25 protein-coding genes are annotated in these 26,568 nt (G+C 68.1%); 19 read left to right on the top strand and 6 right to left on the bottom strand.

The features are described from left to right. The first annotated feature begins 6 nt into the window (after window positions 1-6). The 6 genes from DTA15_RS31020 (at window position 7) to DTA15_RS30995 (ending at window position 8,410) form a co-directional block, all read left to right on the top strand. Window positions 7-1,212: a CaiB/BaiF CoA transferase family protein gene (locus DTA15_RS31020; protein WP_006490819.1), complete on the top strand. Its 1,206-nt coding sequence runs from the start codon at window positions 7-9 to the stop codon at window positions 1,210-1,212. A 95-nt stretch (window positions 1,213-1,307) separates the two neighbouring features. Beyond that, the gene (locus tag DTA15_RS31015) at window positions 1,308-1,613 is read left to right on the top strand and encodes a DUF485 domain-containing protein (protein ID WP_006477703.1); all 306 of its coding nucleotides are present in this window, start codon (window positions 1,308-1,310) and stop codon (window positions 1,611-1,613) included. Between the two features lie 11 nt (window positions 1,614-1,624). After that, a complete protein-coding gene (locus DTA15_RS31010; protein ID WP_006490821.1) occupies window positions 1,625-3,310 on the top strand; it encodes a cation acetate symporter in 1,686 nt (561 codons plus the stop codon). A gap of 356 nt (window positions 3,311-3,666) precedes the next feature. Continuing rightward, on the top strand, window positions 3,667-4,956 hold the full coding sequence (locus DTA15_RS31005; RefSeq protein WP_006490818.1) for a dicarboxylate/amino acid:cation symporter: 1,290 nt from the start codon (window positions 3,667-3,669) through the stop codon (window positions 4,954-4,956). Between the two features lie 4 nt (window positions 4,957-4,960). Then, window positions 4,961-6,970 carry a sensor histidine kinase gene (locus DTA15_RS31000; RefSeq protein WP_006490815.1) on the top strand — a complete coding sequence of 670 codons (2,010 nt, stop codon included), beginning with the start codon at window positions 4,961-4,963 and terminating at the stop codon, window positions 6,968-6,970. Window positions 6,971-7,057: 87 nt separating this feature from the next. After that, window positions 7,058-8,410, top strand: coding sequence for a sigma-54-dependent transcriptional regulator (locus DTA15_RS30995; protein WP_006499057.1), 1,353 nt, complete (start codon window positions 7,058-7,060; stop codon window positions 8,408-8,410). Between the two features lie 99 nt (window positions 8,411-8,509). Here the strand turns inward: DTA15_RS30995 and DTA15_RS30990 are convergent, their stop codons facing one another. Next, window positions 8,510-9,046 carry a peroxiredoxin family protein gene (locus tag DTA15_RS30990; protein ID WP_006490813.1) on the bottom strand — a complete coding sequence of 179 codons (537 nt, stop codon included), beginning with the start codon at window positions 9,044-9,046 and terminating at the stop codon, window positions 8,510-8,512. Between the two features lie 157 nt (window positions 9,047-9,203). Here DTA15_RS30990 and DTA15_RS30985 point away from each other — a divergent pair, with 157 nt between their 5' ends. Next, entirely contained in the window at window positions 9,204-9,776 is a 573-nt protein-coding gene (locus DTA15_RS30985; protein WP_006499056.1) for a hypothetical protein, read from the top strand. A gap of 332 nt (window positions 9,777-10,108) precedes the next feature. Here DTA15_RS30985 and DTA15_RS30975 read toward each other — a convergent pair whose 3' ends face one another. Further along, window positions 10,109-11,713, bottom strand: coding sequence for a YifB family Mg chelatase-like AAA ATPase (locus DTA15_RS30975; RefSeq protein WP_012492380.1), 1,605 nt, complete (start codon window positions 11,711-11,713; stop codon window positions 10,109-10,111). Window positions 11,714-11,977: 264 nt separating this feature from the next. Then, window positions 11,978-12,229 (bottom strand): accessory factor UbiK family protein, encoded by a 252-nt coding sequence (locus tag DTA15_RS30970; protein ID WP_006489451.1) that lies wholly within the window; start codon window positions 12,227-12,229, stop codon window positions 11,978-11,980. 355 nt (window positions 12,230-12,584) lie between these two features. On the opposite strand from DTA15_RS30970, the gene DTA15_RS30965 reads away from it, so the two are divergent. The 7 genes from DTA15_RS30965 (at window position 12,585) to ptsP (ending at window position 20,012) form a co-directional block, all read left to right on the top strand. Then, entirely contained in the window at window positions 12,585-12,923 is a 339-nt protein-coding gene (locus DTA15_RS30965) for a P-II family nitrogen regulator (protein ID WP_006398175.1), read from the top strand. Window positions 12,924-12,960: 37 nt separating this feature from the next. Then, on the top strand, window positions 12,961-14,472 hold the full coding sequence (locus tag DTA15_RS30960) for an ammonium transporter (protein ID WP_006499054.1): 1,512 nt from the start codon (window positions 12,961-12,963) through the stop codon (window positions 14,470-14,472). A gap of 243 nt (window positions 14,473-14,715) precedes the next feature. Continuing rightward, window positions 14,716-16,005, top strand: a complete 1,290-nt coding sequence (gene gshA / locus DTA15_RS30955; RefSeq protein WP_006477713.1) for a glutamate--cysteine ligase — start codon at window positions 14,716-14,718, stop codon at window positions 16,003-16,005. Between the two features lie 25 nt (window positions 16,006-16,030). Beyond that, the gene (gshB, locus tag DTA15_RS30950; protein ID WP_006487068.1) at window positions 16,031-16,987 is read left to right on the top strand and encodes a glutathione synthase; all 957 of its coding nucleotides are present in this window, start codon (window positions 16,031-16,033) and stop codon (window positions 16,985-16,987) included. A gap of 237 nt (window positions 16,988-17,224) precedes the next feature. Beyond that, on the top strand, window positions 17,225-17,695 hold the full coding sequence (locus DTA15_RS30945; protein ID WP_006487073.1) for a PTS sugar transporter subunit IIA: 471 nt from the start codon (window positions 17,225-17,227) through the stop codon (window positions 17,693-17,695). Between the two features lie 73 nt (window positions 17,696-17,768). Beyond that, a complete protein-coding gene (locus tag DTA15_RS30940) occupies window positions 17,769-18,038 on the top strand; it encodes an HPr family phosphocarrier protein (RefSeq protein ID WP_006477716.1) in 270 nt (89 codons plus the stop codon). Between the two features lie 201 nt (window positions 18,039-18,239). After that, on the top strand, window positions 18,240-20,012 hold the full coding sequence (gene ptsP, locus DTA15_RS30935) for a phosphoenolpyruvate--protein phosphotransferase (RefSeq protein WP_006487070.1): 1,773 nt from the start codon (window positions 18,240-18,242) through the stop codon (window positions 20,010-20,012). Between the two features lie 67 nt (window positions 20,013-20,079). On the opposite strand, the gene DTA15_RS30930 is transcribed toward ptsP, so the two are convergent. The 3 genes from DTA15_RS30930 to gpmA form a co-directional block, all read right to left on the bottom strand. After that, entirely contained in the window at window positions 20,080-20,832 is a 753-nt protein-coding gene (locus DTA15_RS30930) for a HesA/MoeB/ThiF family protein (protein ID WP_006487067.1), read from the bottom strand. Between the two features lie 104 nt (window positions 20,833-20,936). Continuing rightward, window positions 20,937-22,490: a S41 family peptidase gene (locus DTA15_RS30925; protein WP_006487071.1), complete on the bottom strand. Its 1,554-nt coding sequence runs from the start codon at window positions 22,488-22,490 to the stop codon at window positions 20,937-20,939. Window positions 22,491-22,746: 256 nt separating this feature from the next. Further along, a complete protein-coding gene (gene gpmA / locus DTA15_RS30920; protein WP_006481562.1) occupies window positions 22,747-23,493 on the bottom strand; it encodes a 2,3-diphosphoglycerate-dependent phosphoglycerate mutase in 747 nt (248 codons plus the stop codon). Window positions 23,494-23,629: 136 nt separating this feature from the next. Here gpmA and DTA15_RS30915 point away from each other — a divergent pair, with 136 nt between their 5' ends. From DTA15_RS30915 to DTA15_RS30895, 5 genes are all read left to right on the top strand, one after another. Beyond that, window positions 23,630-24,052, top strand: coding sequence for a rhodanese-like domain-containing protein (locus tag DTA15_RS30915; RefSeq protein WP_006481558.1), 423 nt, complete (start codon window positions 23,630-23,632; stop codon window positions 24,050-24,052). Further along, window positions 24,049-24,309 (top strand): glutaredoxin 3, encoded by a 261-nt coding sequence (gene grxC / locus DTA15_RS30910; protein ID WP_006477722.1) that lies wholly within the window; start codon window positions 24,049-24,051, stop codon window positions 24,307-24,309. The genes DTA15_RS30915 and grxC overlap by 4 nt, the downstream gene beginning before the upstream one ends. Before the next feature lie 107 nt (window positions 24,310-24,416). After that, window positions 24,417-24,908, top strand: coding sequence for a protein-export chaperone SecB (gene secB, locus DTA15_RS30905; RefSeq protein WP_006481561.1), 492 nt, complete (start codon window positions 24,417-24,419; stop codon window positions 24,906-24,908). Between the two features lie 25 nt (window positions 24,909-24,933). Then, window positions 24,934-25,932: an NAD(P)H-dependent glycerol-3-phosphate dehydrogenase gene (locus DTA15_RS30900; RefSeq protein ID WP_006481559.1), complete on the top strand. Its 999-nt coding sequence runs from the start codon at window positions 24,934-24,936 to the stop codon at window positions 25,930-25,932. A 92-nt stretch (window positions 25,933-26,024) separates the two neighbouring features. Continuing rightward, complete coding sequence (locus tag DTA15_RS30895; protein ID WP_006481556.1) at window positions 26,025-26,549, top strand: O-acetyl-ADP-ribose deacetylase; 525 nt, start codon at window positions 26,025-26,027, stop codon at window positions 26,547-26,549. The last annotated feature ends 19 nt before the right edge of the window (window positions 26,550-26,568 follow it).

Raw genomic sequence — 26,568 nt, 5'->3', positions numbered from 1 at the left:
ACAAGGATGACGAACGAACCGCGCGCGTTGCCGCTGGCGGGCGTGAAGGTGCTCGATTTCTCGCGCGTGCTGGCCGGCCCGTGGTGCGCGATGGTGCTGGCCGATTTCGGTGCGGAAGTGATCAAGGTCGAGCACCCGGCGCGCGGCGACGATACGCGCGACTGGGGGCTGCGGATCGGCGACACTGAAACCACGTATTTCAACAGCGTGAACCGCAGCAAGCGGTCGATCTGCGTCGACCTGCAGACGGACGCCGGCCAGCGCATCGCGCGTGAGCTGGCCGCGCAGGCCGACGTGCTGATCCACAACTTCAAGTTCGGCGGCGCGGAGAAGCTCGGCCTCGGCTACGACGCGCTGGCCGAGCTGAACCCGCGCCTCGTGCACTGCGCGATTTCGGGTTACGACCGGTCGGGCGCCGAGGCCGCGCGGCCCGGCTACGACCTCGTGGTGCAGGGCGAGGCCGGGCTGATGGCGCTGAACGGCGAGGCCGGCCAGCCGCCGCTGAAGTTCGGCGTCGCGGCGGTCGACCTGTTCACCGGCATGTATTCGGCGCAGGCGATCCTGGCCGCGTTGTACGAACGCCATGCGACCGGGCGCGGGCGGCGCATCGAGATGGCGCTGTTCGACTGCGGGCTGATGATCACCGCGTACTACGGGCTCGACGCGCTGCTGATGGGCGAGGACCCGCCGCGCTACGGCAACGCGCACCCGTCGATCGTGCCGTACGGCGTGTTCGACGCGGCCGACGGCCCGCTCGTGATCACGGTCGGCAACAACACGCAGTTCGCACGCTTTTGCGACGCGATCGAGCGTCCCGACCTGGCGGCGGACGAACGCTACAAGACCAACCTCGGCCGCTCGGAGAATCGTGCGGACCTGCTGCCCGAGATTCGTCGCGAACTGGCACGCCGGTCGCGCGCGACGCTGCTCGCCGCGCTCGCCGATGCGGGCATCCCGTGCGGCGAAGTGCTCGGGCTGCACGAAGCGCTGACGTCCGAACGTGCGACGAGTGCCGGGCTCGTCACGCGGCAGCCGCATCCGGTCGCGGGCGGCGTCGACGTGCTTGCGCCGCCGTACCGCTTCGACGGCGCGCGGCTGCCGGTACGCGGCGCGCCGCCGGTGCTCGGCGCCGATACCGATGCGGTGCTGGGCGGCTGGCTCGGGATGTCGGCGGAGGACGTCGCGCGGCTGCGCGCGGATCGCGTCGTGTAATTCAATTTACCGCCGCGGCGCGGGCGGAACAGTCGACGCGCGCCGACCATTCCACAAAACACCGCTCGCCATGACGAGCTGGAAATGGAGACACCATGGAGCTTTCCGTCATCGAATCGGTCACGGCGCGCCGCGACTACCAGCAGCTCGTGCGGGCACGGCGCCGCTTCAGCTTCACGCTGACGGCGCTGATGATCGCCACCTACTACGGCTTCATCCTGCTCGTCGCGCTTGCGCCGCACGTGCTCGCCGCGCCGCTGTACCGCGGCGCGACGACGACGGTCGGGATCGCCGCGGGTGTCGCGATCATCCTGATCGCGATCGGCCTGACCGCGTGCTACGTGCTGCGCGCGAACCGTGCGTTCGACCGCCGCGTCGACGCGATCCTGCAACGTTCGTGACGGAGGCCCGCATGCGACGCATTGCGCGCGCGCTCGGCGCGCTGACCGTTCTCGTCTCCTCCACCGCCCATGCGACCGGTGTCGCCGGCCCGATGCCCGACAAGGTCGAGCTGAACCCGGTCGCGATCGCGATGTTCTTCGCGTTCGTGTTCGCGACGCTCGCGCTCACGCGCTGGGCCGCGCGCCGCACCCGCTCGACGCGCGACTTCTACACGGCCGGCGGCGGCATCACCGGGCTGCAGAACGGGCTCGCGATCGCCGGCGACTACATGTCGGCCGCGTCGTTCCTCGGGCTGTCGGGGATGGTGTTCATGTTCGGCTTCGACGGGCTGATCTATTCGATCGGCTTCCTGGTCGGCTGGCCGTTCGTGATGTTCCTGATCGCCGAACCGCTGCGCAACCTCGGCAAGTTCACGTTCGTCGACGTCGTCGCGTACCGCTTCGCGCAGCGGCCGATCCGGTTGCTGACGTCGGCGAACGCGCTGACCATCGTCGTGCTGTACCTCGTCGTGCAGATGGTCGGCGCGGGCAAGCTGATCCAGTTGCTGTTCGGGCTGTCGTACGGCACGGCCGAGCTGATCGTCGGCGTGCTGATGGTCGTCTACGTGTTCTTCGGCGGGATGACCGCGACCACCTGGGTGCAGGTGATCAAGGCCGTGCTGCTGCTGTGCGGCTCGACGCTGCTCGCGGTGCTCGCGCTCGGCGAGTTCGGCTTCAGCATCGACGCGATGTTCCGCCGCGCGGTGGCCGTGCATCCGGGCGCGCTGTCGATCATGGGGCCCGGCAAGCTGATCCGCGACCCGGCCAATGCGCTGTCGCTCGGCATCGCGCTGATGTTCGGCACGGCCGGCTTCCCGCACATCCTGATGCGCTTCTTCACGGTGCCGAACGCGAAGGAGGCGCGCAAGTCGGTGCTCTACGCGACGGGCTTCATCGGCTACTTCTACCTGCTGACCTTCGTGATCGGCTTCTCGGCGATCGTGCTGCTCGCGCAGCATCCGGAATTCTTCCGGCTCGGCGCGAACGGCACGTTCAACCTGACGCACGACCTGCTCGGCGGCTCCAACATGGTCGCGGTGAAGCTCGCGCAGGCAGTGGGCGGCAACTGGTTCTACGGGTTCATCGCGGCCGTCACGTTCGCGACGATCCTCGCGGTGGTCGCGGGCCTGACGCTCGCCGGCGCGACGACGATCTCGCACGACCTGTATGCGCAGATGTGGGCGCGCGGCAAGCCCGACGAACGGCTGGAGATGCGGATCTCGCGCGCGGCGACGATCGTGCTGTCGGCCGTCGCGATCGGGCTGTCGATCCTGTTCGAGCACGTGAACGTCGCGTTCATGGTCGGGCTCGTCGCGGCGGTGGCCGCGAGCGCCAATTTCCCGGTGCTCGCGATGTCGATCTTCTGGCGCGGGATGACCACGCGCGGCGCGGTGCTCGGCGGCGGCCTCGGCCTCGTGTCGGCGGTCGCGCTCACGGTGCTGTCGAAGTCGGTGTGGGTCGACGTGCTGCACCACGCGCATGCGCCGGTGTTCCTCGACAACCCTGCGCTCGTGTCGGTGCCGCTCGCGTTCGTCGGGATCGTCATCGGTTCGCTCGCGGATCGCGGCGAGCGCGCACGCCGCGAGCGCGACGCGTTCGCGCAGCAGGAGTTCTACGCGCAGACCGGCGTGCTGGCCAGCCAGGCCGTGCGGCACTGATTCGTCTGACGAAGCGACACATCCGTCCGGATCGCCGGACGGATATTTTCCGGAAATCCGGAATCCCGGATTTTCTTGCCTGCCGCATTATGAGAAATACAATGAAAACAACGGCTTGAGGGGTTCCGGAAACCTGGCATCGACCTTGCGATATAAAGCGCATGGCCGGCCCCCGGCCTGACTATTAAACCAAGGAGACAACCGATGACCACTGCCTTCCTCCCCCTCCGGATGTTCTGAGGCATCGCTTGTTGCGGCACGGCAGCCGCGCGGGCGAGTGACTTTCCCCTGAGACATTCGCCTGCGCGCGTGACGCCGTTTCCACCGGCTCATCATCTACTTCAGCAGGAACCATCGTGAAGAAGAAACCCTTCTACAAAGTGCTCTATGTGCAGGTGATCTTCGCCATCATCGTCGGCGTGATCCTCGGCCACTACTACCCGGCGCTCGCCACCGACATGAAGCCGCTCGGCGACGGGTTCATCAAACTGATCAAGATGGTGATCGGTCCGATCATCTTCTGTACGGTCGTCACCGGCATCGCCGGCATGGAGGACATGAAGAAGGTCGGCCGAGTCGGCGGCAAGGCGCTGCTGTACTTCGAGATCGTGTCGACCTTCGCGCTGCTGCTCGGCCTCGCGGCCACGCACCTGCTGCGTCCGGGCGTCGGCTTCAACATCGATCCGGCGACGCTCGACGGCAAGGCCGTCGCGTCGTACGCGGCGAAGGCGCACGGGCAGTCGACGGTCGACTTCCTGATGCACATCATCCCGAACACGATGGTCGACGCGTTCGCGCAGGGTGAAATCCTGCAGATCCTGCTGATCGCGCTGCTGTTCGGCAGCGTGCTCGCGCACCTCGGCGAGCGCGGCCGTGTGGTCACCGACTTCATCGACGGCCTGACGCGGGTGCTGTTCGGCATCGTGCACATCGTCACGAAGCTGGCCCCGATCGGCGCGTTCGGCGCGATGGCGTTCACGATCGGCAAGTACGGCGTCGGCTCGCTGGTGCCGCTGCTCAAGCTGATCGGCACGTTCTACCTGACGTCGGTCGTGTTCGTGCTCGTCGTGCTCGGCGCGATCGCGCGCTTCACCGGCTTCTCGATCATCCGCTTCGTGTCGTACATCAAGGAAGAACTGCTGATCGTGCTCGGCACGAGCTCGTCGGAAGCCGCGCTGCCGCAACTGATGGAAAAGCTCGAGAAGGCCGGCTGCTCGCGTTCGGTCGTCGGCCTCGTCGTGCCGACCGGCTATTCGTTCAACCTCGACGGCACCAACATCTACATGACGATGGCCGTGCTGTTCATCGCGCAGGCGACCAACATCGAGCTGACCTGGATGCAGCAGCTCACGCTGCTGGCCGTCGCGATGCTGACGTCGAAGGGCGCGAGCGGCGTGACCGGGGCGGGCTTCATCACGCTCGCCGCGACGCTGGCCGTCGTGCCGACGATCCCGCTGTCAGGCATGGTGCTGATCCTCGGCATCGACCGCTTCATGAGCGAATGCCGTGCGCTGACCAACATCGTCGGCAACGGCGTGGCGACGGTCGTCGTGTCGGCCTGGGAGAAGGAGCTCGACCGCAACAAGCTGCGCCAGGCGCTGAAGGGCGGCAGCGAAGTCGCGCCGACCGAGACGGCCGGCGTCTGACGCGATGAACGAGCAGGCGGCGGAGCCGCCCGCCGGCCGTGCGGCCCGCGGCGCCCGGGGCATCGAGGCGGAGGCCTATGACACAATAGGCGATCCGCATCGCCAGGAAGCCTCGACCGTGACGCGCCGCCTGCTCATCCTCGTCGTGCTTGCCGCCGCGCTCGTCGCGGCGTGCGCGCTCACGTGGACGGTCACCTGGCAGCGCGGCGTCGCCGAGCTGCAGCGCAATGCCGCGGTGCGCGTCGACCGCACCACCAACGCGCTCAAGAGCACGCTCGATCGCTACGAATCGCTGCCTTACCTGCTCGGCAGCCATCCGTACGTGCAGGATCTGCTCGCGGAGCCCAAGCGCGGCGACTACACCGCGCGCGTCAACCGCTATCTCGAAGACCTCAACGAACACGCGCACGCGACCGTCACCTACGTGATCGGCGCGGACGGGCTGTGCGTCGCCGCCAGCAACTGGCGCGCGCCCGACAGCTTCGTCGGAATCGAATACCGTTTCCGCCCGTATTTTCTCGACGCGATGAACGGCCAGGTCGGCCGCTTTTTCGGGATCGGCACGATCTCGCGCGACCCCGGTTACTACATCTCGCAGCCCGTGTGGCACGACGGCAAGATCGCGGGCGTCGTCGTCGTGAAGCTCAACCTCGAATGGTTCCAGGGCGCCGACGCGTCCGAGCCGCTCGTCGTCGTGGACGATCACGGCGTCGTGTTCCTGTCGTCGGTGCCCGCGTGGAAGTACCACACGCTGCGCCCGCTCACGGGGCCGGTCGCCGCGTCGATCTACGAAACGCGCCAGTACGCGCAGCAACCGGTCACGCCGTTGCCGTTGCGCGTCGAGCAGACGCTCGGCGCCGATGCGGAGATCGTGCGCCTCGGCGCCGGCCGGCGCGCGCCGCGCTTTCTCGCCAGCAAGCGGCGGATCGGCGAGCCCGACTGGCTGCTCGTCACGCTCGCGCCGATCGCGCCGATCGATGCCGATGCGCGCAACGCGACGATCGTCACCGGCTTCGGCTTCGTGTCGGTCGCGCTGCTGGCGTTCTACTGGCGAATGCGCCGCGCCCGCGTGCGCGAGATGATCCGCGGCCGCGCGCTGCTGCAGCAGGCGTACGCGGAGCTGAACCGGCGCGTCGAGGAGCGTACGGCCGATTTGTCGGAAGCGAACGAGCAGTTGCAGAAGGAAGTCGGCGACCGGATCCGCGCGGAGCAGGAGCTGCGCGCCGCGCACGACGAACTGATCCAGGCGAGCAAGCTCGCCGCGCTCGGCCAGATGGCGGCCGGCATCACGCACGAACTGAACCAGCCGCTCGCGGCGCTGCGCAGCTTCTCGGACAACACGCGCGTGCTGCTCGATCGCGGCGAGCAGGCCGCCGCGCGCGAGAATCTCGAGGCGATCGCCGCGCTGACCGAGCGGATGGGCAAGATCACCAACCAGCTGAAGCTGTTCGTCGGCCGCGCGAAGCCGCGCAACGAGCAGGCCCTCGTCGTGCGCGCATTGCGCAGCGTGCTGTCGCTGCTCGACGAGCGCCTGCGCGGCGTCGCGCTCACGCTGACGCTGCAGGACGCGACCGTGTCGCCCGCGCGCGACGCGCCGCTCGACCTGGCGCGCGACTATCCGGAACTCGTCGCGCGCTGCGAGGATCTGCGCCTCGAACAGGTGCTGATCAACCTGCTCGGCAACGCGCTCGACGCGGTGGCCGGCGTCGCGGCGCCGGCGATCGAGGTGACGATCGCGGTGTCGGCCGCGACGCTCGCGGTCGAGGTGCGCGACAACGGCTCCGGGATCGCGCCCGATCTGCTGCCGCGCCTGTTCGAGCCGTTCTTCACGACCAAGGAAATGGGGCGCGGGCTCGGGCTCGGCCTCGCGATCTCGTCGTCGATCGCGAGCGACGCGGGCGGTGCGCTGACCGCCCGCAACGCCCCGTCGGGCGGCGCGCTGTTCGTCTTGACGCTGCGGCGCGCCCGCACGCATCATCCGGACTCCGTGTCCGAGCCGGCGGGTTCGCATTAGCGTGAACAGGCCCGGTCGGCGACCGACCGGCATCAATCGAGAGCCGCGTGCGAGCGCAGCGCGGCCTGTCAGGAGCAAGTGACCAAGATGGCCAACCGGCTGCAAGTGATCTATATCGAAGACGATGCGCTCGTGCGCCGGGCGAGCGTGCAGAGCCTTCAACTGGCGGGCTTCGACGTCGCCGGCTTCGAGTCGGCCGAAGCGGCCGAGAAGGCGATCGTCGCGGATACCGCCGGCGCGGTCGTCAGCGACATCCGGCTGCCCGGCGCGAGCGGGCTCGACGTGCTCGCGCAGTGCCGCGAGCGCGTGCCCGACGTGCCGGTGATCCTCGTCACCGGGCACGGCGACATCTCGATGGCCGTGCAGGCGATGCGCGACGGCGCGTACGACTTCATCGAAAAGCCGTTCGCGGCCGAGCGCCTGATCGAGACGGTGCGCCGCGCGCTCGAGCGCCGCGAGCTCGTGCTCGAGAACCACGCGCTGCGGCGCGAACTGGCCGGGCAGCACGTGGTCGCGCCGCGCATCATCGGCCGCAGCCCGGCGATCGAGCAGGTGCGCAAGCTGATCGCGAACGTCGCGCCGACCGACGCGTCGGTGCTGATCAACGGCGACACGGGCGCCGGCAAGGAACTGATCGCGCGCAGCCTGCACGAGCTGTCGCCGCGCCGCGACAAGCCGTTCATCGCGGTCAATTGCGGCGCGCTGCCCGAGCCGATGTTCGAATCGGAGATGTTCGGCTACGAGCCCGGCGCGTTCACCGGCGCGGCGAAGCGGCGCGTCGGCAAGCTCGAATACGCGTCCGGCGGCACGCTGTTTCTCGACGAAATCGAAAGCATGCCGCTCGCGTTGCAGGTCAAGCTGCTGCGCGTGCTGCAGGACGGTGTGCTGGAGCGGCTCGGCTCGAACCAGCCGATCCGCGTGAACTGCCGCGTGGTCGCGGCCGCGAAGGGCGACATGAGCGAACTCGTCGCGGCCGGTACGTTCCGGCGCGACCTGCTGTACCGGCTCAACGTCGTGACGATCGCGCTGCCGCCGCTCGCCGAGCGCCGCGAGGACATCGTGCCGCTGTTCGAGCATTTCATGCTCGACGCGGCCGTGCGCTACGGGCGGCCCGCACCGGTGCTGACCGACCGGCAGCGCGCGAGCCTGATGCAGCGCGACTGGCCGGGCAACGTGCGCGAGCTGCGCAATGCGGCCGACCGCTTCGTGCTCGGCGTGGCCGACATGCCGCAGGAAACGGGCGCGGGCGACGACGCCGACAACGACCAGACGCTGAAGGAGCGCATCGAGCAGTTCGAGCGCGCGGTGATCGCCGAGGCGCTGAACCAGACGGGCGGCGCGGTCGCGGCAACGGCCGACCGGCTGCACGTCGGCAAGGCGACGCTGTACGAGAAGATGAAGCGCTACGGGCTGTCGGCGAAAGGCGACACCGAGCGCTGAAAAGCAAACGGACCGCGGAACCGGGTTGCCCGGTCATGCGGTCCGTTGTCTTGCCGGAAGGGCGCGGTGCGCGCGCCTGCGAGCCGGATCGGGCGGCGCTCAGGCCGCGTTGCCGTCGAGCGCCTTCTTGAGCAGTGCGTCGAGCTCCGCGAATTGCGGCGCGCCGACGTAGCGCTTCAGGATCTTGCCGTCCTTGTCGACGACGAAGGTCGTCGGCGTGAGCTGCACGTTGCCGAACTGCTTCGCGACGCTGCCGTCGTCGAGCGCGACCTTGAACGGCAACTGGCGCGTCTGCGCGTAGTTCGCGACGTACATCGGCGGATCGTAGTTCATCGCGACCGCGACGAATTCCAGCCCCTGACCCTTGAAGCGATTGTAGGTATCGACCATCTGCGGCATTTCCTGCATGCAGGTCGCGCAGCTCGTCGCCCAGAAATTCACGAGATAGACCTTGCCCTTCAGGTCGCCGGCGGTCGAGACCTTCTGGCCCGACAGCAGCGTGAAGGTCGCGTCCGGCACGCTGGACTTGCCGTTGAACGCGAAGAAGCCGGCGACGGCGATCGCCGCGACGACTGCGGCCGCGACGATATAGCGGACGGGTCCGGTACTGCGGCGGGCGGGGGGCGTGGTGTTCATCTGGTGCTCTCGGAGTCGATGACGCGGATCGATGCAAGGGACGTCGAAATTCGGCGCTCATTTTAGCGCGAATGCGGCGCGCGCACCGGCGGCGGCCCCGCATCCCGGTTGTCAGGTTCGGCGGATAATGGCCGTTTTGCCTGCCGCGATCCACGCCATGCCGAAGGAAGTCACCGATTCGTTGCGCCCCCTTTTTCGCCCGCTGCGACACTTCGCCGCGCTCGCCTGCCTGAGCGCCGCGCTGGCCGCGTGCTCGCCGTCGTACGACTGGCGCACGCTGCACAACGACGCCGGCTATACGATCGACCTGCCGGCGAAGCCGACCGTCGAGCAGCAGCCGGTGGCGCTCGGCGGCGCGTCGATGCCGATGCGGATGCAGGCCGCGCACGTCGACGGCGCGGTGTTCGCGGTCGGCACGCTGACGCTGCCCGACGACCGCGACGATACGCGCCGCGCGGCGCTCGACTTCCTGCGCGCCGGGTTGTCGCGCAACCTCGAGGGCGTGCCACAGACGGCGTCGGTGCCCGTGCCGCTCGCGGCCGGCGGCGCGGTGAACGGGCTCGAGCTGCGCGTCACGGGCGCCGCCGCCGGCGGCGATCGCGCGCGCAAGACGATCGTCGCGCGGCTCGCCGCGCGCGGCCGGCATGCGTACCAGGCCGTCGTGATCGCCGACGGGCCGCTCGCGCAGGAGCAACTCGACCAGTTTTTCGGCTCGTTCAAACTCGATTGACGACGGCCGGCGCGGCGCCCGGACACACTGTGACAACTGAAAGTTCGTTCGCAGCTTTCGACGCTAATCGCCGGATTTTGCGAGGGTTTTTCGGCTATCCACAGCGCATGTGGATAACTTTGTTGAAAAGTCGCGCGCATTTCCCGCAGAGCCGCGCCGGACGGCCTTCCGGCCCGTTTGGCCGTCCGTACGCCCTTTGAGAAAAATCAATCAAAACAATGGGATACGAATTCCGTCCGGCAAAGGCCGCGGCGAGTCGCGAACCGGGGCCGGATTCGCGAAATTGTGCATAAGTCAAGTCTTGACAGCCTGATTTTGTCCTCCCAGCGCGCTCACAGCGCCGTCAGCGCGCGCCGGTAGCGGATCGCCTCGGCGATCTGCGCGGCCGTCGGCAGCGGGTCGCCGGCCAGGTCGGCGATCGTCCGCGCGACTTTCAGCACGCGGAAATACGCGCGCGCCGACCAGCCGAAGCGCTCGCCGGCCTCGCGCAGCAGCCGCTCGCCTTCGTCGGTCGGCCGGCACAGGTCGTCGGTTTCGCGGCCGCTCAGCATGTGATTCGTCTTGCCTTGCCGATCGAGCTGCAGCGCCCGCGCCTGGGCGACCCGGGCGGCCACCGCCGCGCTCGGCTCGCCGGGTGCCGTCGCGCGGGTCGCGAGTTCCGCCGGCGACAGCGCGGGCAGGTCGATCTGGATGTCGATGCGGTCGAGCAGCGGCCCCGACAGCTTGCGCAGATAGCGGGCGGCCACGTCCGGCGAGCAGCGGCAGCGCCCGGACGGATCGCCGTGCCAGCCGCACGGGCACGGGTTCATCGCGGCGATCAACTGGCACGCGGCGGGGAAGTCGGCCTGCTGGGCCGCGCGCGAGATCGTGATGCGGCCGGCTTCCAGCGGCTCGCGCAGCATTTCCAGCACGTGCCGGTCGAATTCCGGAAGTTCGTCGAGAAACAGCACGCCGAGATGCGCGAGCGTGATTTCGCCCGGCTGCGGCGGATTGCGGCCGCCCACCAGCGCGGCGGCGCTCGACGAGTGATGCGGCGCGCGGAACGGCCGGCGGCGCCACTGCGCGGGCGAGAAGCCGAGCCGGCTCGCGGACAGCAGCGCGGCCGAGGTCAGCGCCTCGTCGTCGGTCAGCGGCGGCAGGAGCCCGGCCAGCCGCGCGGCCAGCATCGACTTGCCGGCGCCGGGCGGCCCGACCATCAGCATGTGATGGCCGCCCGCGGCCGCGACTTCCAGCGCGCGCCGGGCGCCGCGCTGGCCGACGACGTCCGCGAGGTCGGGCGCGGCGGGCGCCGGCAGGCCGTCGAGACAGGGCGCCGCGACCGGCGCGAGCCGCCCGTCCGGCGCATCCGCGAGGTGCGCGCACAGCGCGGGCAGGTCGCGCGCACCGAACACGGTCACGCCCGGCACGAGCGCGGCCTCGGCGGCGCTGTCGAGCGGCAGGTACAGCTCGGGCGGTCGCGAGGTCGCGACGGAATCGCGCGCGGCGCCGGAATCCGGGCCCGGGCCGCCGGCGAGGCCCGCGCCGGATTCCGCCGCACGCCAGTCCCGCGCGGCGCCGCACGCCATCGCGAACGCGCCGCGCATCGACCGCAGTGTGCCCGTCAGCGACAGTTCCCCCGCGAATTCGCGGCCGGCCAGCGCGTCGGCCGGGATCTGGCCGTTCGCGGCGAGGATGCCGAGCGCGATCGGCAGGTCGAAGCGGCCCGATTCCTTCGGCAGGTCGGCCGGCGCGAGATTGACGGTGATGCGGCGTACCGGGAATTCGAATCCGCAGTTCTGCAGCGCGGCGCGCACGCGCTCGCGGCTTTCGCGGACTTCGAGATCGGGCAGCCCGACGATCGAGAACGACGGCAATCCGTTGGCGAGATGGACTTCGACGGTGACGTCCGGCGCGCGGCCGGAGGCGGGCGCGCGACTGCGCACCACGGCGAGCGACATGGCGAGGCTCCTGTGAACGGGCGGACGACGGCCGTTCGGGGCCGCATGCCGCGGGAATCGGAGGAATCGGGTGCGCGCTTGCCGGCGTGGCGCGGGGGAAAGAACGAGGTGTTGCGGAACGACGTACTGCGAAGAGCGATGGACTGCGAAGAGCGGAGGGTGCTGCGAAGAACGACGGACGACGAAGAGCGGGACCGGCTTCGGGGGTGGGGGCGCGGGCCGCACGAGGCGGCCCGCGCCCGGACCGTTTGGCCGGGTGGGGCGTCAGGCCTGCGGGGCGGCGAGCTTCTGCTCGAGTTCCGCGACGCGCTTTTCGAGTTCCTCGAGGCGCACGCGGGTGCGGGCGAGCACCTGTGCCTGGGTGTCGAATTCCTCGCGCGTGACGAGATCGAGCTTCGAGAAGCCTTGCGACAGCATGGCCTTTACGTTGCGCTCGACGTCCTTGGCCGGCGAGTTTTTCAGCAAATCGCTGACGCGCGACTGCAGATCGTTGAAAACGTCGCTGGGTTGCTTCATGTGATTTCCCTTCCTTGCACAAAAAATGTGCATCTTCAGTTGCGTACGTGCCCATGATGCACGCATGACCGGAAATGGTGCGCGCGGGGCGCGAATTCCGGGCATGGCGCCCGCATGGGTGAATGGCCCGGCGATCCGGGACGTGCGTGCACTCTAGCAACGATCCTTTCGCCGCGCCAGCAAACCGGGCCATGTTGGCCATTCGGCCGGGCTTCCGCGCCTTACACCGCGGGATGCGACCCCGCTTCGAAGCCCTTCGAGACGGTGTTCGGACGAACATGGCATGCGAGTTGCTGAGAAGAGTCCGTTACAACATTCCAACTCATTCGACGGGACAACCCAGCGAGAGGACTTCATGAAACTCATTACCGCAATCATCAAGCCGTTCAAGCTCGATGAGACGCGCGAGGCGCTGTCGGCGCTTGGCGTCTCGGGCATCACGGTGACGGAGGTGAAAGGGTTCGGGCGCCAGAAGGGGCACACCGAGCTGTATCGCGGCGCCGAATACGTGGTCGATTTCCTGCCGAAGATGAAGATCGAGGCGGCCGTGTCCGACGATCTCGTCGACCAGGCGGTGGAAGCGATCGAGCGGGCCGCGCGCACGGGCAAGATCGGCGACGGCAAGATCTTCGTCACGCCGATCGAACAGGTGATCCGGATTCGCACCGGGGAGACGGGCGCGGACGCGCTGTAACAGAACACACAAGACAAGCGACAAGAGGAAACCCAAGATGCGCAAACTTCTGATGTCCCTGCTGATGGCCGGCTCGCTGATCGCGGCCGGCGTCGGCTCCGCGCTCGCGGACGACGCGGCGTCCGCCGCGGCCGGTTCCGCGCCTGCCGCCACCGCTTCCGACGCATCGGCTGCCGCCGCACCGGCCGCTTCGGCGCCGAGCGCCGACGCATCCGCCACCGCCGCTGCGGCCGCACCGGCTTCGGGCGCGACCGACGCATCGGCTGCCGCCGCCGCGTCCGCGCCGGCCGCCCCGGCCGCGCCCACCGCCCCGTTCTCGGTCGATTCGTCGAAGATCAGCGCGGGCGACACCGCGTGGATGCTGACGTCGACCGCGCTCGTGCTGTTCATGACGATCCCGGGCCTCGCGCTGTTCTACGCGGGCATGGTCCGCAAGAAGAACGTGCTCGCGACCGTGATGCAGAGCTTCGCGATCACCGCGGTGATCACGGTGCTGTGGACGGTGGTCGGCTACAGCCTCGCGTTCACGCCGGGCAACGGCTTCATCGGCGGCCTGTCGCGCGCGTTCCTGCACGGCATGAACTACATCAAGGGCGACAAGGCGACGACGCTGACGGTCAGCCATCTCGCGACGACGATTCCGGAATCGGTCTACTTCGTCTACCAGATGACGTTCGCGATCATCACGCCGGCGCTGATCTGCGGCGCGTTCGCCGACCGGATGAAGTTCTCGGCGATGCTCGTGTTCATGACGCTCTGGTCGCTGATCGTCTACGTGCCGATCGCGCACATGGTGTGGGAGCCGACCGGCTGGCTGTCGGCCGACGGCGTGCTCGACTTCGCGGGCGGCACGGTGGTGCACATCAACGCCGGTATCGCGGGCCTCGTGTCGTGCCTCGTGCTCGGCAAGCGCGTCGGCTACGGCCGTGAATCGATGGCGCCGCACAACCTGGTGCTGACGATGATCGGCGGCTCGATGCTGTGGGTCGGCTGGTTCGGCTTCAACGCGGGCTCCGCGGTCGCGGCCGATGGCCGTGCCGGCTTCGCGATGCTGACCACGCAAGTGGCGACCGCCTGCGCGGCGCTCGGCTGGATGTTTGCCGAGTGGATCGCGAAGGGCAAGCCGTCGGTGCTCGGCATCGTGTCGGGCGCGGTCGCGGGTCTCGTGGCGATCACGCCGGCCGCCGGTTTCGTCGGCGTGGCGGGCGCACTGGTGATCGGTATCGCGGCGGGCGTCGTCTGCTTCTGGTCGGCAACCTGGCTCAAGTCCAAGCTCGGCTACGACGATTCGCTCGACGCGTTCGGCGTGCACGGCATCGGCGGGATTCTCGGCGCGCTGCTAACGGGCGTATTCGCGGTCAAGGACATCGGCGGCTTCGACGGCAGCCTGCTGCTGCAGGCCAAGGGCGTGCTGATCACGCTGGTCTACAGCGGCGTGCTGAGCTTCGTGCTGCTGAAGCTGATCGACCTGACGATCGGCCTGCGCGTGACCGAAGAGGAAGAGCGCGAAGGTCTCGACGTGATCCTGCACGGCGAGCACGTGGAATAAGTCACACGAATCAACGGCGGGCCGCCGCGACGACGGCGCCCGCCCCGAATGAGCGCAGCGACTTCGGCCCGCCTACCCGGCGGGCTTTTTTTCTCCTGCCACCCGCTGCCGTAGCGGATAACCCTTCACTCTATCGGGTCAATAGCCGAAAAGTTCCTCGATATCCTTGCGAAGCCGGGAACAATCCCCAAATGGGCAAGGCAATTGCTCTACAATCTTCATTCTCCCGCTCGCGAGTGATTCATGGTTCCCCACCTCGTTACCGCGTTGAACGGTCCGCTGCTCGAACTCGAGCAGAAGATCCTCGACGCGACGCCTGCGATCGAACGCTGGTTCAGGCTCGAATGGCAGGAACACACCCCGCCGTTCTATTGTTCGGTGGACCTGCGCAATGCCGGCTTCAAGCTGGCGCCCGTCGACGCGAACCTGTTTCCCGGCGCATTCAACAATTTGCCGTCCGAAGTGCTGCCGCTCGCCGTGCAGGCCGCGATGGCCGCGATCGAGAAAATCTGCCCGGACGCGAAGAATCTGCTCGTGATTCCCGAGCTGCCGACCCGCAACGCGTTCTACCTGGAAAACGTCGCGCGCCTCGCGACGATCATGCGCCAGGCCGGCCTGAACGTGCGCTTCGGCTCGCTCGACCCGAGCATCACCGACATGACGCCGATCACGCTGGCCGACGGCCAGAAGATCGTGCTCGAACCGCTCGAGCGTTCGCAGCGCCGCCTCGGCCTGAAGAATTTCGATCCGTGCTCGATCCTGCTGAACAACGACCTGTCGGCCGGCATCCCGGCCGTGCTGGAAAACCTGCACGAGCAGTACCTGCTGCCGCCGCTGCACGCAGGCTGGGCCGTGCGCCGCAAGTCGACGCATTTCTCGTGCTACGACGACGTCGCGAAGAAGTTCGCGAAGATGGTCGGCGTCGATCCGTGGATGGTGAATCCGTATTTCGCGCACGTGGAAGGCGTCGACTGGCAGGCGCATGAAGGCGAGCAGGCGCTCGCCGACGCGATCGACGGCGTGCTGAAGAAGATCGCGCGCAAGTATCGCGAATACGGGATCAGCGAGAAGCCGTACGTCGTCGTGAAGGCCGACGCGGGCACCGCCGGCCGGGGCGTGATGACCGTGCACGACGCGGCCGAGATCGGCCGCATGACGAAGGCCGAGCGCGCGCAGATGGCCGAATCGAAGGCCGGCCTCGCGGTGCGCGACGTGATCGTGCAGGAAGGCGTCTACACGTTCGAGCGCGTCGGCGACGAAGTGGCCGAGCCGGTCGTCTACATGATCGACCGCTACGTGGTCGGCGGCTTCTACCGCACGCACGGCGGCCGCGAGCGCGACCAGAACCTGAACGCGCCGGGCATGCACTACGTGCCGCTCGGCTTCGAGCACACCGCGCTGCCGGATGCAGGCGCCAAGCCGGGCGCCGCGCCGCCGAACCGTTTCTACATGTACGGCGTCGTCGCGCGGCTGTCGCTGATCGCGTCGTCGATCGAACTGGAAAAGACCGATCCCGAAGCCATCCAGGTGTAACGGCTTCGCTACGTACAGGACCCGCATGGACATTCTTTTTATCGCCGACCCGCTCGAGCATTTCAAGATCTACAAGGATTCGACCTACGCGATGATGGTGGAGGCCGCCCGGCGCGGGCATGCGGTGTACGCGTGCGAGCCGCGCCACCTCGCGTGGACGGGCTCGGCCGTCGAGGCCGACGTGCGGCGCATCACGTTCGTCGGCGAGCTGGACGACCTGCATCGCGACACCTGGTTCGACGCGGGCCCGGTCGACGCGCGCCGTCTCGAATCGTTCGGCGCGGTGCTGATGCGCAAGGATCCGCCGTTCGACATGGAGTACGTGACGTCGACGTGGCTGCTCGAGCTGGCCGAGCGCGCGGGTGCACGCGTGTTCAACAAGGCGCAGTCGATCCGCGACCATTCGGAGAAGCTCGCGATCGGCGAGTTTCCGCAGTTCGTCGCGCCGACGCTCGTCACGCGCGACGCGAAACGGCTGCGCGCGTTCCACGCCGAGCACGGCGACGTGATCCTGAAGCCGCTCGACGGGATGGGCGGGATGGGCGTGTTCCGCGTGAAGCCGGACGGCATGAACCTCGGTTCGATCGTCGAGATGCTGAGCCACGACGGCACGCGCTCGGTGATGGCGCAGAAGTTCATTCCCGAGATCAAGGCCGGCGACAAGCGCATCCTGCTGATCGGCGGCGAGCCGGTGCCGTATTCGCTCGCGCGGATTCCGCAGGGCAGCGAGGTGCGCGGCAATCTCGCCGCGGGCGGGCTCGGCGTCGCGCAGCCGCTGACGGCCCGCGACCGCGAGATCGCCGACACGCTCGGGCCCGTGCTCGCATCGCGCGGGCTGCTGCTGGTCGGGCTCGACGCGATCGGCGACTGGCTGACCGAGGTGAACGTCACGAGCCCGACGTGCTTCCGCGAGATCATGGAGCAGACGGGTTTCGACGTCGCCGCGATGTTCATCGACGCGCTGGAGCGTGCGGCCGCGTAGGCCCGACCCGTTTCCCGCGCAACCCCGGCGGCGGCCGCGCAGGTCCCCCGTCGCCGGAGCAGCTTGACCGGCCTGCTACAATGCCCGCTCGCCCGGTGCCGTGATCGGCGCACCGAAGGCCCGGCGGTCGGGCCGACACTGTTGCAAGGCTGAACATGAAACGTTCCCCACACTCGCTACGCTCATTGCCCCGCCGCGGGGTATCGGCCCGCCAGGGGCGGCCGGGAGCGATCTGACATGGCCGGGATCCTGATCATCGCGCACGCCCCGCTCGCCACCGCGCTGCGGGACTGTATCGCGCACATCTACGGCGGCGTACCTGCCCGCATCGGCTGCATCGACGTGATGGCGGACAGCGATCCGACCCAGGTGATGGCGTTTGCGCACGCGGAACTCGCGCGGCTGCGGGAAGAAAACGGCGTGGTCGTACTGACCGACATGTACGGCGCGACGCCCGCGAACATCGCGGGCCAGCTCGCGAAGCTCGACAACGTGCGCGTGCTGGCCGGCGTGAACCTGCCGATGCTCGTGCGAGCCGTCTGCTACCGCACCGTGCCGCTCGACAAGCTGGTCGACAAGGCGCTGTCCGGCGGCGCGAAGGGCGTCCACGAGGTGTCGTCCGGCACGCCGCCGCCGCCGACGGAAACCGGCTGCGGCCAGTGCGCGCCGATTCCGCCGGAGCCGCAACCGCGCACCGAATCGCACTGAGCCGCCGTTTTCCGTTTTAGACCGACCCGCCGACGCGTGCCGCCGGCGGTCCAGACCGACCCGACCGAGAATCATGCTTCAACAAGAAACCACCATCGTCAATAAATTGGGGCTCCATGCGCGCGCATCGGCCAAGCTTACGCAACTGGCCGGCAACTTCCAGTCCGAAGTCTGGATGACACGCAACGGGCGCAAGATCAATGCGAAGAGCATCATGGGCGTGATGATGCTGGCGGCCGGCATCGGCAGCACCGTGACGATCGAAACCGAAGGGCCCGACGAGCGGGAAGCGATGGACGCGCTGCTGAAGCTGATCGCCGACAAGTTCGGCGAAGGCCAGTGATCGCCACGCGGAATCATTGCCGTTTCCAGTCAGAATGCCGCGGATCTCGCGGCATTTTTTTCGTCGGAAGCATTGATGCGGAATGCGCAATGCTGCGCTGCATGCAGTCAGCAGGGAGTCGCGGAATTTATAATCGCTAACCGGGGTCATAAGCGCATCGCAGCAGTGTGCCGCGGCTTTACTTGTACAGAGGAGGTGCGCGTGTCCTTCACGCTGCATGGCATTCCCGTCTCACGAGGTATCGCGATCGGGCGAGCGTATCTGATCGCGCCGGCGGCGCTCGACGTCGCCCATTACCTGATCGAGGCCAACCAGATCGACGCCGAAGTGGAGCGATTCCGCACGGCGCTCGACGTCGTGCGTCGCGAGCTCGAAGCGCTGCGCGCCGACCTGACCGACGACACCCCGAGCGAAGTCGGCGCATTCATCGACGTCCACACGATGATCCTGAGCGACGAGATGCTCGTGCAGGAAACCATCGACCTGATCCGCACGCGCCGCTACAACGTCGAATGGGCGCTGACCGAGCAACTCGAACTGCTGACGCGCCATTTCGACGACATCGAGGACGAGTACCTGCGCGAGCGCAAGGCCGACATCGAGCAAGTGGTCGAGCGTGTGCTGAAGGCGCTCGCCGGTGCGCCGTCCGCGTCGCAGGCGCTCGACGGCGCGGCCAGGAACGGCACGAACGACATGATCGTCGTCGCGCACGACATCGCGCCGGCCGACATGATGCAGTTCAAGACGCAGTCGTTCCAGGCGTTCGTCACCGATCTCGGCGGGCGCACGTCGCACACGGCGATCGTCGCGCGCAGTCTCGGCATTCCGGCCGCGGTCGGCGTGCAGCACGCGAGCTCGCTGATCCGCCAGGACGACCTGATCATCGTCGACGGCGACCAGGGCATCGTGATCGTCGATCCGGCGCCGATCGTCCTCGAGGAATATTCGTACCGCCAGTCCGAGAAGCTGCTGGAGCAACGCAAGCTGCAGCGCCTGAAGTTCTCGCCGACGCAAACGTTGTGCGGCACGAAGATCGAGCTGTACGCGAACATCGAGCTGCCCGACGACGCGAAGGCGGCCGTCGAGGCCGGCGCGGTCGGCGTCGGCCTGTTCCGCTCCGAGTTCCTGTTCATGCATCAGAAGGAGATGCCGGAAGAGGAGGAGCAGTTCGCCGCGTACAAGCGGGCCGTCGAGTGGATGAAGGGCATGCCGGTGACGATCCGCACGATCGACGTCGGCGCCGATAAACCGCTCGAGGCGCTCGACGAAGGCTACGAAACGGCGCCGAACCCGGCGCTCGGGCTGCGCGCGATCCGCTGGAGCCTGTCCGAGCCGCAGATGTTCCTCACGCAGTTGCGTGCGATCCTGCGCGCGTCCGCGTTCGGCCAGGTGAAGATCCTGATCCCGATGCTCGCGCATGCGCAGGAGATCGACCAGACGCTCGACCTGATCCGCGAGGCGAAGCGCCAGCTTGACGACGCGGGGCTCGCATACGATCCGAACGTGCGCCTCGGCGCGATGATCGAGATCCCGGCCGCGGCGATCGCGCTGCCGCTGTTCCTGAAGCGCTTCGACTTCCTGTCGATCGGCACGAACGACCTGATTCAGTACACGCTCGCGATCGATCGCGCGGACAACGCGGTCGCGCACTTGTACGACCCGCTGCATCCGGCCGTGCTGCATCTGATCGCGTACACGCTGCGCGAAGCGAAGCGCGCGGGCGTGTCGGTGTCGGTGTGCGGGGAGATGGCGGGCGACCCGGCGCTCACGCGCCTGTTGCTCGGGATGGGGCTCACCGAGTTCTCGATGCACCCGAGCCAGTTGCTCGTCGTGAAGCAGGAGATCCTGCGCGCGCACCTGAAGGCGCTCGAAAAGCCGACGGCCGACGTGCTGGCCGCGTTCGAGCCGGAGGAAGTGCAGGCGGCGCTGCAGCGGCTGTCGGTCGCCGAGCCGCGGGCGGACGCGGCCGCGTAGGCGTTTTCGTCGCCGCCAACTGTCGCGAAGTGTCACGCATGCGCGTCCAGCGCATGCCCGTCGCGCGTCAGTGCCGACCCCCGCACACGGGGCAGTCGGCCTGGCGCGCGATTTTCATCGTCGTCCATTCCATCCGCAGCGAATCGAGCATCATCAGCCGGCCGTTGAGCGTCTTGCCGATGCCGCCGATCACGCGCAGCGCCTCGGCCGCCTGCATCGCGCCGATGATCCCGACGGTCGGCGCGAACACGCCCATCGTCGAACACGCGACTTCCTCGAACGGCTGGTCTTCCGGGAACACGCACGCATAGCAGGGCGCGGCCGCGTCGCGGAAGTCGAACGTGCTGATCTGGCCGTCGAAGCGCAGCGCGGCGCCCGACACGAGCGGCACGCCGTGCGCGACGCACGCGCGATTGATCGCGTGCCGCGTCGCGAAGTTGTCGGTGCAGTCGAGCACGACGCTCGCATGCGGCACGTGCGCGTCGAGCCACGCATCGTCGACGCGCTCCGCGACCGCGTTCACCGTCACCTCGGGGTTCAGTTGCGCGAGCGCGTCGCGCCCCGACTCGACCTTGCTGCGGCCGACCGAGGCCGTCACGTGCAGGATCTGCCGCTGCAGGTTCGTGAGGTCGACCGTGTCGGCGTCGACGAGCGTGAGCGTGCCGACTCCGGACGCCGCGAGATACATCGCGGCCGGCGAGCCGAGGCCGCCCGCGCCGACGACGATCGCATGCGCATCGAGAAAGCGCTGCTGCGCCTCGATGCCGATCTCGTCGACGAGGATGTGGCGGGAGTAGCGAAGGAGTTGATCGTCGTTCATGGGGAGTCGTGAGCGAGGCGGGCGGACGTTCGTTATTTTAGGCGCGCATGAAAAACGGGCCATCGCGGTCTTCCCGCGATGGCCCGTTCGATGCCGGCCGGCGCTTACTTCGGCGCGGATGCGGGCTTCGGTGCGGAAGCCGGCTTCGCGGCGCTTGCGCCCGATGCCTTCGACGCCGTCGCCGCCTTCGCGGCCGGGCTCTTGGTCGTGCTCTCGGCGAGCAGCGACTTCGATTCCTGGACCGGCTTGCCTTCGAGCTTGTTGAGCGCCTGCTGCATCATGAAGTCGTCGGCGCTGCCGAACTCGATCGGCTTGCGATCGCGATCCTTCTGGCGTTGCTCCGGCGTCTTCTTGTCGTTCTGCTCTTCGAGAATGCGCAGCTGATCCATCCGGCGCTGTTCGCGTTCTTCCTGCTCCTTCTTCTCGTTCGGATCCTGCGTGTTCGCGAGGTGGTTCGTGTAGTCGACCTCGCGCGTCACGAGCACGTCGTCCGGATCGCCGTCCGCGTACTGATCGACCGGCACGTCCGGCGTGATGCCCTTGTTCTGGATGGAGCGGCCGCTCGGCGTGTAGTAGTACGCGGTGGTCAGACGCAGCGCGGTGTCGGCCGTCATCGGGCGCACCGTCTGCACCGAACCCTTGCCGAACGTCGTCTTGCCCATGATCTGCGCGCGCTTCGAATCCTGCAGCGCACCGGCGACGATTTCCGACGCGGACGCCGAATACGCGTTCGTCAGCACGATCATCGGCACGGTCTTGAAGATCGGCGGCAGGTTCTTCAGCGGATCGCCGTCGAAGGACGGCAGGCGATAGTTGTCGTACGTATCGCGGTAGACCTGCTTCGAATCGGGGATCTGGCCGTTGGTCGACACGACGACCGAGTCGGGCGGCAGGAACGCGCCGGCCACGCCGACCGCGCTCTGCAGCAGGCCGCCGCCGTTGTTGCGCAGGTCGAGGATGAGGCCCTTCAGGTTCGGTTGCTGGCGCGCGATGTCCTGCAGCTTCTGCGCGAGATCGGGCGTCGTGCGCTCCTGGAAGCTCGTGATGCGGACATACGCGTAGCCCGGATCGAGCATCTTCATCTTCACGCTCTGGACCTTGATGATCGCGCGCGTGACCGTGACCGGGAACGTGCGGTCGTCGCTCTTGCGGAAGATCGTCAGCGTGACCTTGGTGCCCGGCTCGCCGCGCATCTGCTTGACGGCCTTGTCGAGCGTCATGCCGCGCACCGGCTTGTCGTTGATGCGCGTGATCAGGTCGCCCGGACGGATGCCGGCGCGGAACGCGGGGGTGTCCTCGATCGGCGAGATCACCTTGACGAGGCCGTCTTCCTGCGAGATCTCGATGCCGAGACCCGCGAAGCGGCCCTTCGTTTGCTCCTGCAGCTCGTCATAGTCGGTCTTGTCGAGGAACGACGAGTGCGGATCGAGGCTCGACACCATGCCCTTGATCGCCGCCGTCAGCAGCTTCTTGTCGTCGACCGGTTCGACGTACTCGCGCTTGATCTGCCCGAATACCTCCGCGAACAGGCGGAGCTGGTCGAGGGGAAGCGGCGCCGTGGCGGTCTGCTCGGCCGATGCGGAAACCTGCAGCGTGGCGAACACGCCCGTGGCGAGGCCCGCGGCAATCAGGCCGATGTTCTTCAAATTCATTCGCATAGAGAGTCTGGTGCGGTCGGGAAGCGCGTGGCGGTAGCGGGGATGTAGCGGACAAGTATAACTGTTCGTCCGATAACTCAGTGGAACGGCGCGAAAAGCGTCGAAAAGGCCGCAGAGGCCCCGGCGGGGGCGCTGCGGTTCGAAAGCGGGTTCGACCGCAGCGGGGCCGCGAAGGTTCGCGCGGCGTGCAGCGTGCAGCGGGCGACCGGGGCCGGGCGCGCCGCGCCGGAACCGGGCCTGCCCGCCGCGTCGGGCGTCAGCCCGCCTTGCCTTGCTTCGCGACGGCGGCCTGCGCCTGCGCGATCGCTTCCTGGTCGCCGAGGTAATAGTGCTTGATCGGCTTCAGATTCTCGTCGAGCTCATAGACGAGCGGCACGCCGTTCGGGATGTTCAGGCCGACGATGTCGCTGTCCGAGATGCCGTCGAGGTACTTGATCAGCGCGCGCAGCGAGTTGCCGTGCGCGGCGATCAGCACCTGCTTGCCGGCGCGCACCGCCGGCGCGATCGACTCGTTCCACAGCGGCAGCACGCGCGCGACCGTGTCCTTCAGGCACTCGGTGAGCGGCAGCTGCTCGCGCGGCACCTTCGCGTAGCGCGGGTCGTTGAACGGCGCGCGTTCGTCGGTCGGCTCGAGGGCGGGCGGCGGCGTGTCGTAGCTGCGACGCCACACGAGCACCTGCTCGTCGCCGAATTTGGCGGCCGTTTCCGCCTTGTTCAGGCCCGACAGCGCACCGTAGTGGCGCTCGTTCAGGCGCCACGAATGGACGACCGGCAGGTACATCAGGTCCATCTTGTCCTGCACGTGCCACAGCGTGCGGATCGCGCGCTTGAGCACCGACGTGTACGCGATGTCGAACGTGTAGCCGGCCTCCTTGAGCAATTCGCCGGCCTGATAGGCCTCGTTGCGACCCTGTTCGGTCAGGTCGACGTCGACCCAGCCGGTGAAGCGGTTTTCCTTGTTCCACGTCGATTCGCCGTGGCGGATGAGAACGAGTTTGTACATGGATCTTGCGGTCGGTAGTGATAGGGAAGCGGGGCGCGTCGCACGGGACCGAACCGGGGCCCGACATCGCGCAAGACGGTTATTTTATAATGGCGGGATTGTCCTCATCCGATTTCTCTTTTTCCGGCGGCATTCCGTGACGTTCTTTACCAATTACACGAACCTGGCCCTTATCGCGATCCTGCTGGTTTCTGGCGGCCTGCTCGCATGGCCGGCCCTGCGCCGCGGCCGCGGCGGCCTGTCGGCCGCCGAGGCGACGCAGCTCATCAATCGCCGCAACGCGGTCGTGATCGACCTGCGCGCCGCGTCCGACTTCGCCGCCGGCCACCTGCCGTCGGCGCGTCAGGTCGCGGCGGGCGAGATCGGCGCGAAAATTGCGCAGGTCGCGAAGAACAAGAGCACCCCGGTGCTGCTCGTCTGCCAGAACGGCCAGCAGTCGCAGAAGGCGGCGCGCGAGGTCGAGGCGGCGGGGTACGCCGAGGTGCACGTGCTCGAAGGCGGCGTGGCCGCCTGGCAGCAGGCCGGGATGCCGGTCGTCAAACAAGGAGTGGCGAAGTGAACAAGGTTTTGATGTACAGCACGCAGGTGTGTCCGTATTGCATGCAGGCCGAGCGCCTGCTGAAGCTGCGCGGCGTCGAGCAGATCGAAAAGGTGCTGATCGATCGCGATCCGGCCCGCCGCGAGGAAATGATGACGCGCACGGGGCGCCGCACGGTGCCGCAGATCTATATCGGCGACACGCACGTCGGCGGCTACGACGATCTGTCGAAGCTCGACCGCGAAGGCGGCCTCGTGCCGCTTCTGCAAGCGGCCTGATTAGGGCAGAATGGCCGCCGGCCGCGCCGCGGCTTGGGCGCGCAGGATTCATCCGTGGCGGCCGGCGAACAGCCGGGCCGCCCCGTCACCACTTTTAGGGAAACACCATGTCCGACGTCGAAAACCAACCGTTCTTCAACATCCAGCGCGTCTACCTGAAGGATATGTCGCTCGAGCAGCCGAATTCGCCGGCGATCTTCCTCGAGCAGGACATGCCGTCGGTTGAAGTCGAAGTCGACGTCAAGGCCGACCGCCTCGCGGAAAGCGTGTTCGAAGTCGTCGTGTCGGGTACCGTCACCGCGAAGGTGAAGGACAAGGTCGCGTTCCTGATCGAAGCGAAGCAGGCCGGCATTTTCGACATTCGCAACATTCCGGACGAACAGCTCGACCCGCTCGTCGGCATCGCATGCCCGACGATCCTGTTCCCGTACCTGCGCTCGAACATCGCCGACGCGATCACGCGCGCCGGCTTCCCGCCGATCCACCTCGCGGAAATCAACTTCCAGGCGCTGTACGAGCAGCGTCTCGCGCAGCTCCAGCAGCAGGCTGGTGCGGCAGGCGCACCGAACGGCGCGCCGAATGGCACGACGCTGAACTGACGTTTCGCTCGGACCGGTGCTGGGTATGAAAGTAGCCGTTCTCGGCGCCGGTGCCTGGGGCACCGCGCTCGCGGGCCATCTGGCCGCGCGGCACGATACGCTTTTGTGGGCGCGCGACGCCGCGCTCATCGCCGGGCTGCAGGCCCGGCACGAAAATTCCCGCTATCTGGACGGCATCGCGTTGCCTGACGCGCTGCGCTACGACGCCGATCTCGGCGTCGCGCTCGCGCATGGCGCCGCGGACGACGCGCTGTGCGTGATCGCCGCGCCGGTGGCCGGGCTGCGCACGCTGTGTCACGCGATGCGCGATGCCGGCTGCGTGCCCGCGCATATCGTCTGGGTCTGCAAGGGCTTCGAGGCCGACACGCACCTGCTGCCGCATCAGGTGATCGCGGCCGAGCTGCCCGGACAGCAGAGCAACGGCGTGCTGTCGGGCCCGAGTTTCGCGCGCGAGGTCGGGCAGTCGCTGCCCGTCGCATTGACGGTGGCGAGCACGTCGGCCGGATGCCGCGAGCGCACGCTCGCCGCGTTCCATCACGGCGCGATGCGGATCTATACGGGCGACGACGTGGTCGGCGTCGAGGTCGGCGGCGCGGTGAAGAACGTGCTGGCGATCGCGACCGGCATTTCCGACGGCCTCGGCCTCGGGCTGAACGCACGCGCCGCGCTGATCACGCGTGGCCTCGCCGAAATGTCGCGGCTCGGCGTGGCGCTCGGCGGCCGCGCGGAAACCTTCACGGGCCTCACGGGCCTCGGCGACCTGATCCTCACCGCGACGGGCGACCTGTCGCGCAACCGCACGGTCGGCCTGCAACTGGCGGCCGGCCGCACGCTCAACGACATCCTCGGCGCGCTCGGCCACGTGGCCGAAGGCGTGCGCTGCGCGCAGGCCGTGCTGGCGCTCGCGCGCGCGCAATCGATCGAAATGCCGATTGCGGAAGCCGTGTGCGGGGTGCTGTTCGACGGCATCGCGCCGCGCGACGCCGTCAGCGGCCTGTTGCGCCGCGACGCGCGCGCCGAGTAGCGCGAGCCGGGTTCGCCCGGCACGGTTGCGCCGGGCGCGCGGCGCCAAAGCGGACTACGCTTGAACAATCTCCGGCGTTCCGCGAGGTCGTCATGCTGCAGATCCATTCCACCACGCTCGATGCGCAAGTCGTCGACATCACGACGCTCGAGGTCGACGCAATCGTCAACGCCGCGAACGGCTCGCTGCTCGGCGGGGGCGGTGTCGACGGCGCGATTCACCGCGCGGCCGGCCCCGGCCTGCTCGCCGAGTGCCGCACGCTCGGCGGCTGCGACACCGGCGACGCGAAGCTCACGCGCGGCCACGGGCTGCCGGCGCGCTATGTGATCCACGCGGTCGGGCCGGTCTGGTACGGCGGCGCGCGTGGCGAGGCCGAGTTGCTCGCGTCGTGCTACCGGCGCGCGATCGAGCTGGCCGAAGAAGTCGCCGCGACGTCGATCGCGTTCCCGGCGATCAGTTGCGGGGTCTACCGCTATCCGGCCGAAGCCGCCGTCGATATCGCGGTCGGCACCGTCGCCGAGATGCTCGCGCAGGCGCCGAACCTCACACGCGTGGTGTTCGCGTGCTTTTCTCCCGATATCTACGACCTGTACCGCGCACGGCTCGCGCGAACCTGACGCGTTCGACGCCGCGCGC

Source organism: Burkholderia cenocepacia, from assembly GCF_900446215.1.
Taxonomy (GTDB): Bacteria; Pseudomonadota; Gammaproteobacteria; order Burkholderiales; family Burkholderiaceae; genus Burkholderia; species Burkholderia cenocepacia.
This window is presented reverse-complemented; position numbering and strand designations above follow the sequence as displayed.

Excerpts from the sequence above, each read along its gene's own strand:
- DTA15_RS31020 (WP_006490819.1), top strand. The coding sequence starts at position 7 with ATGACGAACGAACCGCGCGCGTTGCCGCTGGCGGGCGTGAAGGTGCTC.
- DTA15_RS31015 (WP_006477703.1), top strand. The coding sequence starts at position 1,308 with ATGGAGCTTTCCGTCATCGAATCGGTCACGGCGCGCCGCGACTACCAG.
- DTA15_RS31010 (WP_006490821.1), top strand. The coding sequence starts at position 1,625 with ATGCGACGCATTGCGCGCGCGCTCGGCGCGCTGACCGTTCTCGTCTCC.
- DTA15_RS31000 (WP_006490815.1), top strand. The coding sequence starts at position 4,961 with ATGAACGAGCAGGCGGCGGAGCCGCCCGCCGGCCGTGCGGCCCGCGGC.
- DTA15_RS30995 (WP_006499057.1), top strand. The coding sequence starts at position 7,058 with ATGGCCAACCGGCTGCAAGTGATCTATATCGAAGACGATGCGCTCGTG.
- DTA15_RS30990 (WP_006490813.1), bottom strand. The coding sequence starts at position 9,046 with ATGAACACCACGCCCCCCGCCCGCCGCAGTACCGGACCCGTCCGCTAT.
- DTA15_RS30985 (WP_006499056.1), top strand. The coding sequence starts at position 9,204 with ATGCCGAAGGAAGTCACCGATTCGTTGCGCCCCCTTTTTCGCCCGCTG.
- DTA15_RS30975 (WP_012492380.1), bottom strand. The coding sequence starts at position 11,713 with ATGTCGCTCGCCGTGGTGCGCAGTCGCGCGCCCGCCTCCGGCCGCGCG.
- DTA15_RS30970 (WP_006489451.1), bottom strand. The coding sequence starts at position 12,229 with ATGAAGCAACCCAGCGACGTTTTCAACGATCTGCAGTCGCGCGTCAGC.
- DTA15_RS30965 (WP_006398175.1), top strand. The coding sequence starts at position 12,585 with ATGAAACTCATTACCGCAATCATCAAGCCGTTCAAGCTCGATGAGACG.
- DTA15_RS30960 (WP_006499054.1), top strand. The coding sequence starts at position 12,961 with ATGCGCAAACTTCTGATGTCCCTGCTGATGGCCGGCTCGCTGATCGCG.
- gshA (WP_006477713.1), top strand. The coding sequence starts at position 14,716 with ATGGTTCCCCACCTCGTTACCGCGTTGAACGGTCCGCTGCTCGAACTC.
- gshB (WP_006487068.1), top strand. The coding sequence starts at position 16,031 with ATGGACATTCTTTTTATCGCCGACCCGCTCGAGCATTTCAAGATCTAC.
- DTA15_RS30945 (WP_006487073.1), top strand. The coding sequence starts at position 17,225 with ATGGCCGGGATCCTGATCATCGCGCACGCCCCGCTCGCCACCGCGCTG.
- DTA15_RS30940 (WP_006477716.1), top strand. The coding sequence starts at position 17,769 with ATGCTTCAACAAGAAACCACCATCGTCAATAAATTGGGGCTCCATGCG.
- DTA15_RS30930 (WP_006487067.1), bottom strand. The coding sequence starts at position 20,832 with ATGAACGACGATCAACTCCTTCGCTACTCCCGCCACATCCTCGTCGAC.
- DTA15_RS30925 (WP_006487071.1), bottom strand. The coding sequence starts at position 22,490 with ATGCGAATGAATTTGAAGAACATCGGCCTGATTGCCGCGGGCCTCGCC.
- gpmA (WP_006481562.1), bottom strand. The coding sequence starts at position 23,493 with ATGTACAAACTCGTTCTCATCCGCCACGGCGAATCGACGTGGAACAAG.
- secB (WP_006481561.1), top strand. The coding sequence starts at position 24,417 with ATGTCCGACGTCGAAAACCAACCGTTCTTCAACATCCAGCGCGTCTAC.
- DTA15_RS30900 (WP_006481559.1), top strand. The coding sequence starts at position 24,934 with ATGAAAGTAGCCGTTCTCGGCGCCGGTGCCTGGGGCACCGCGCTCGCG.
- DTA15_RS30895 (WP_006481556.1), top strand. The coding sequence starts at position 26,025 with ATGCTGCAGATCCATTCCACCACGCTCGATGCGCAAGTCGTCGACATC.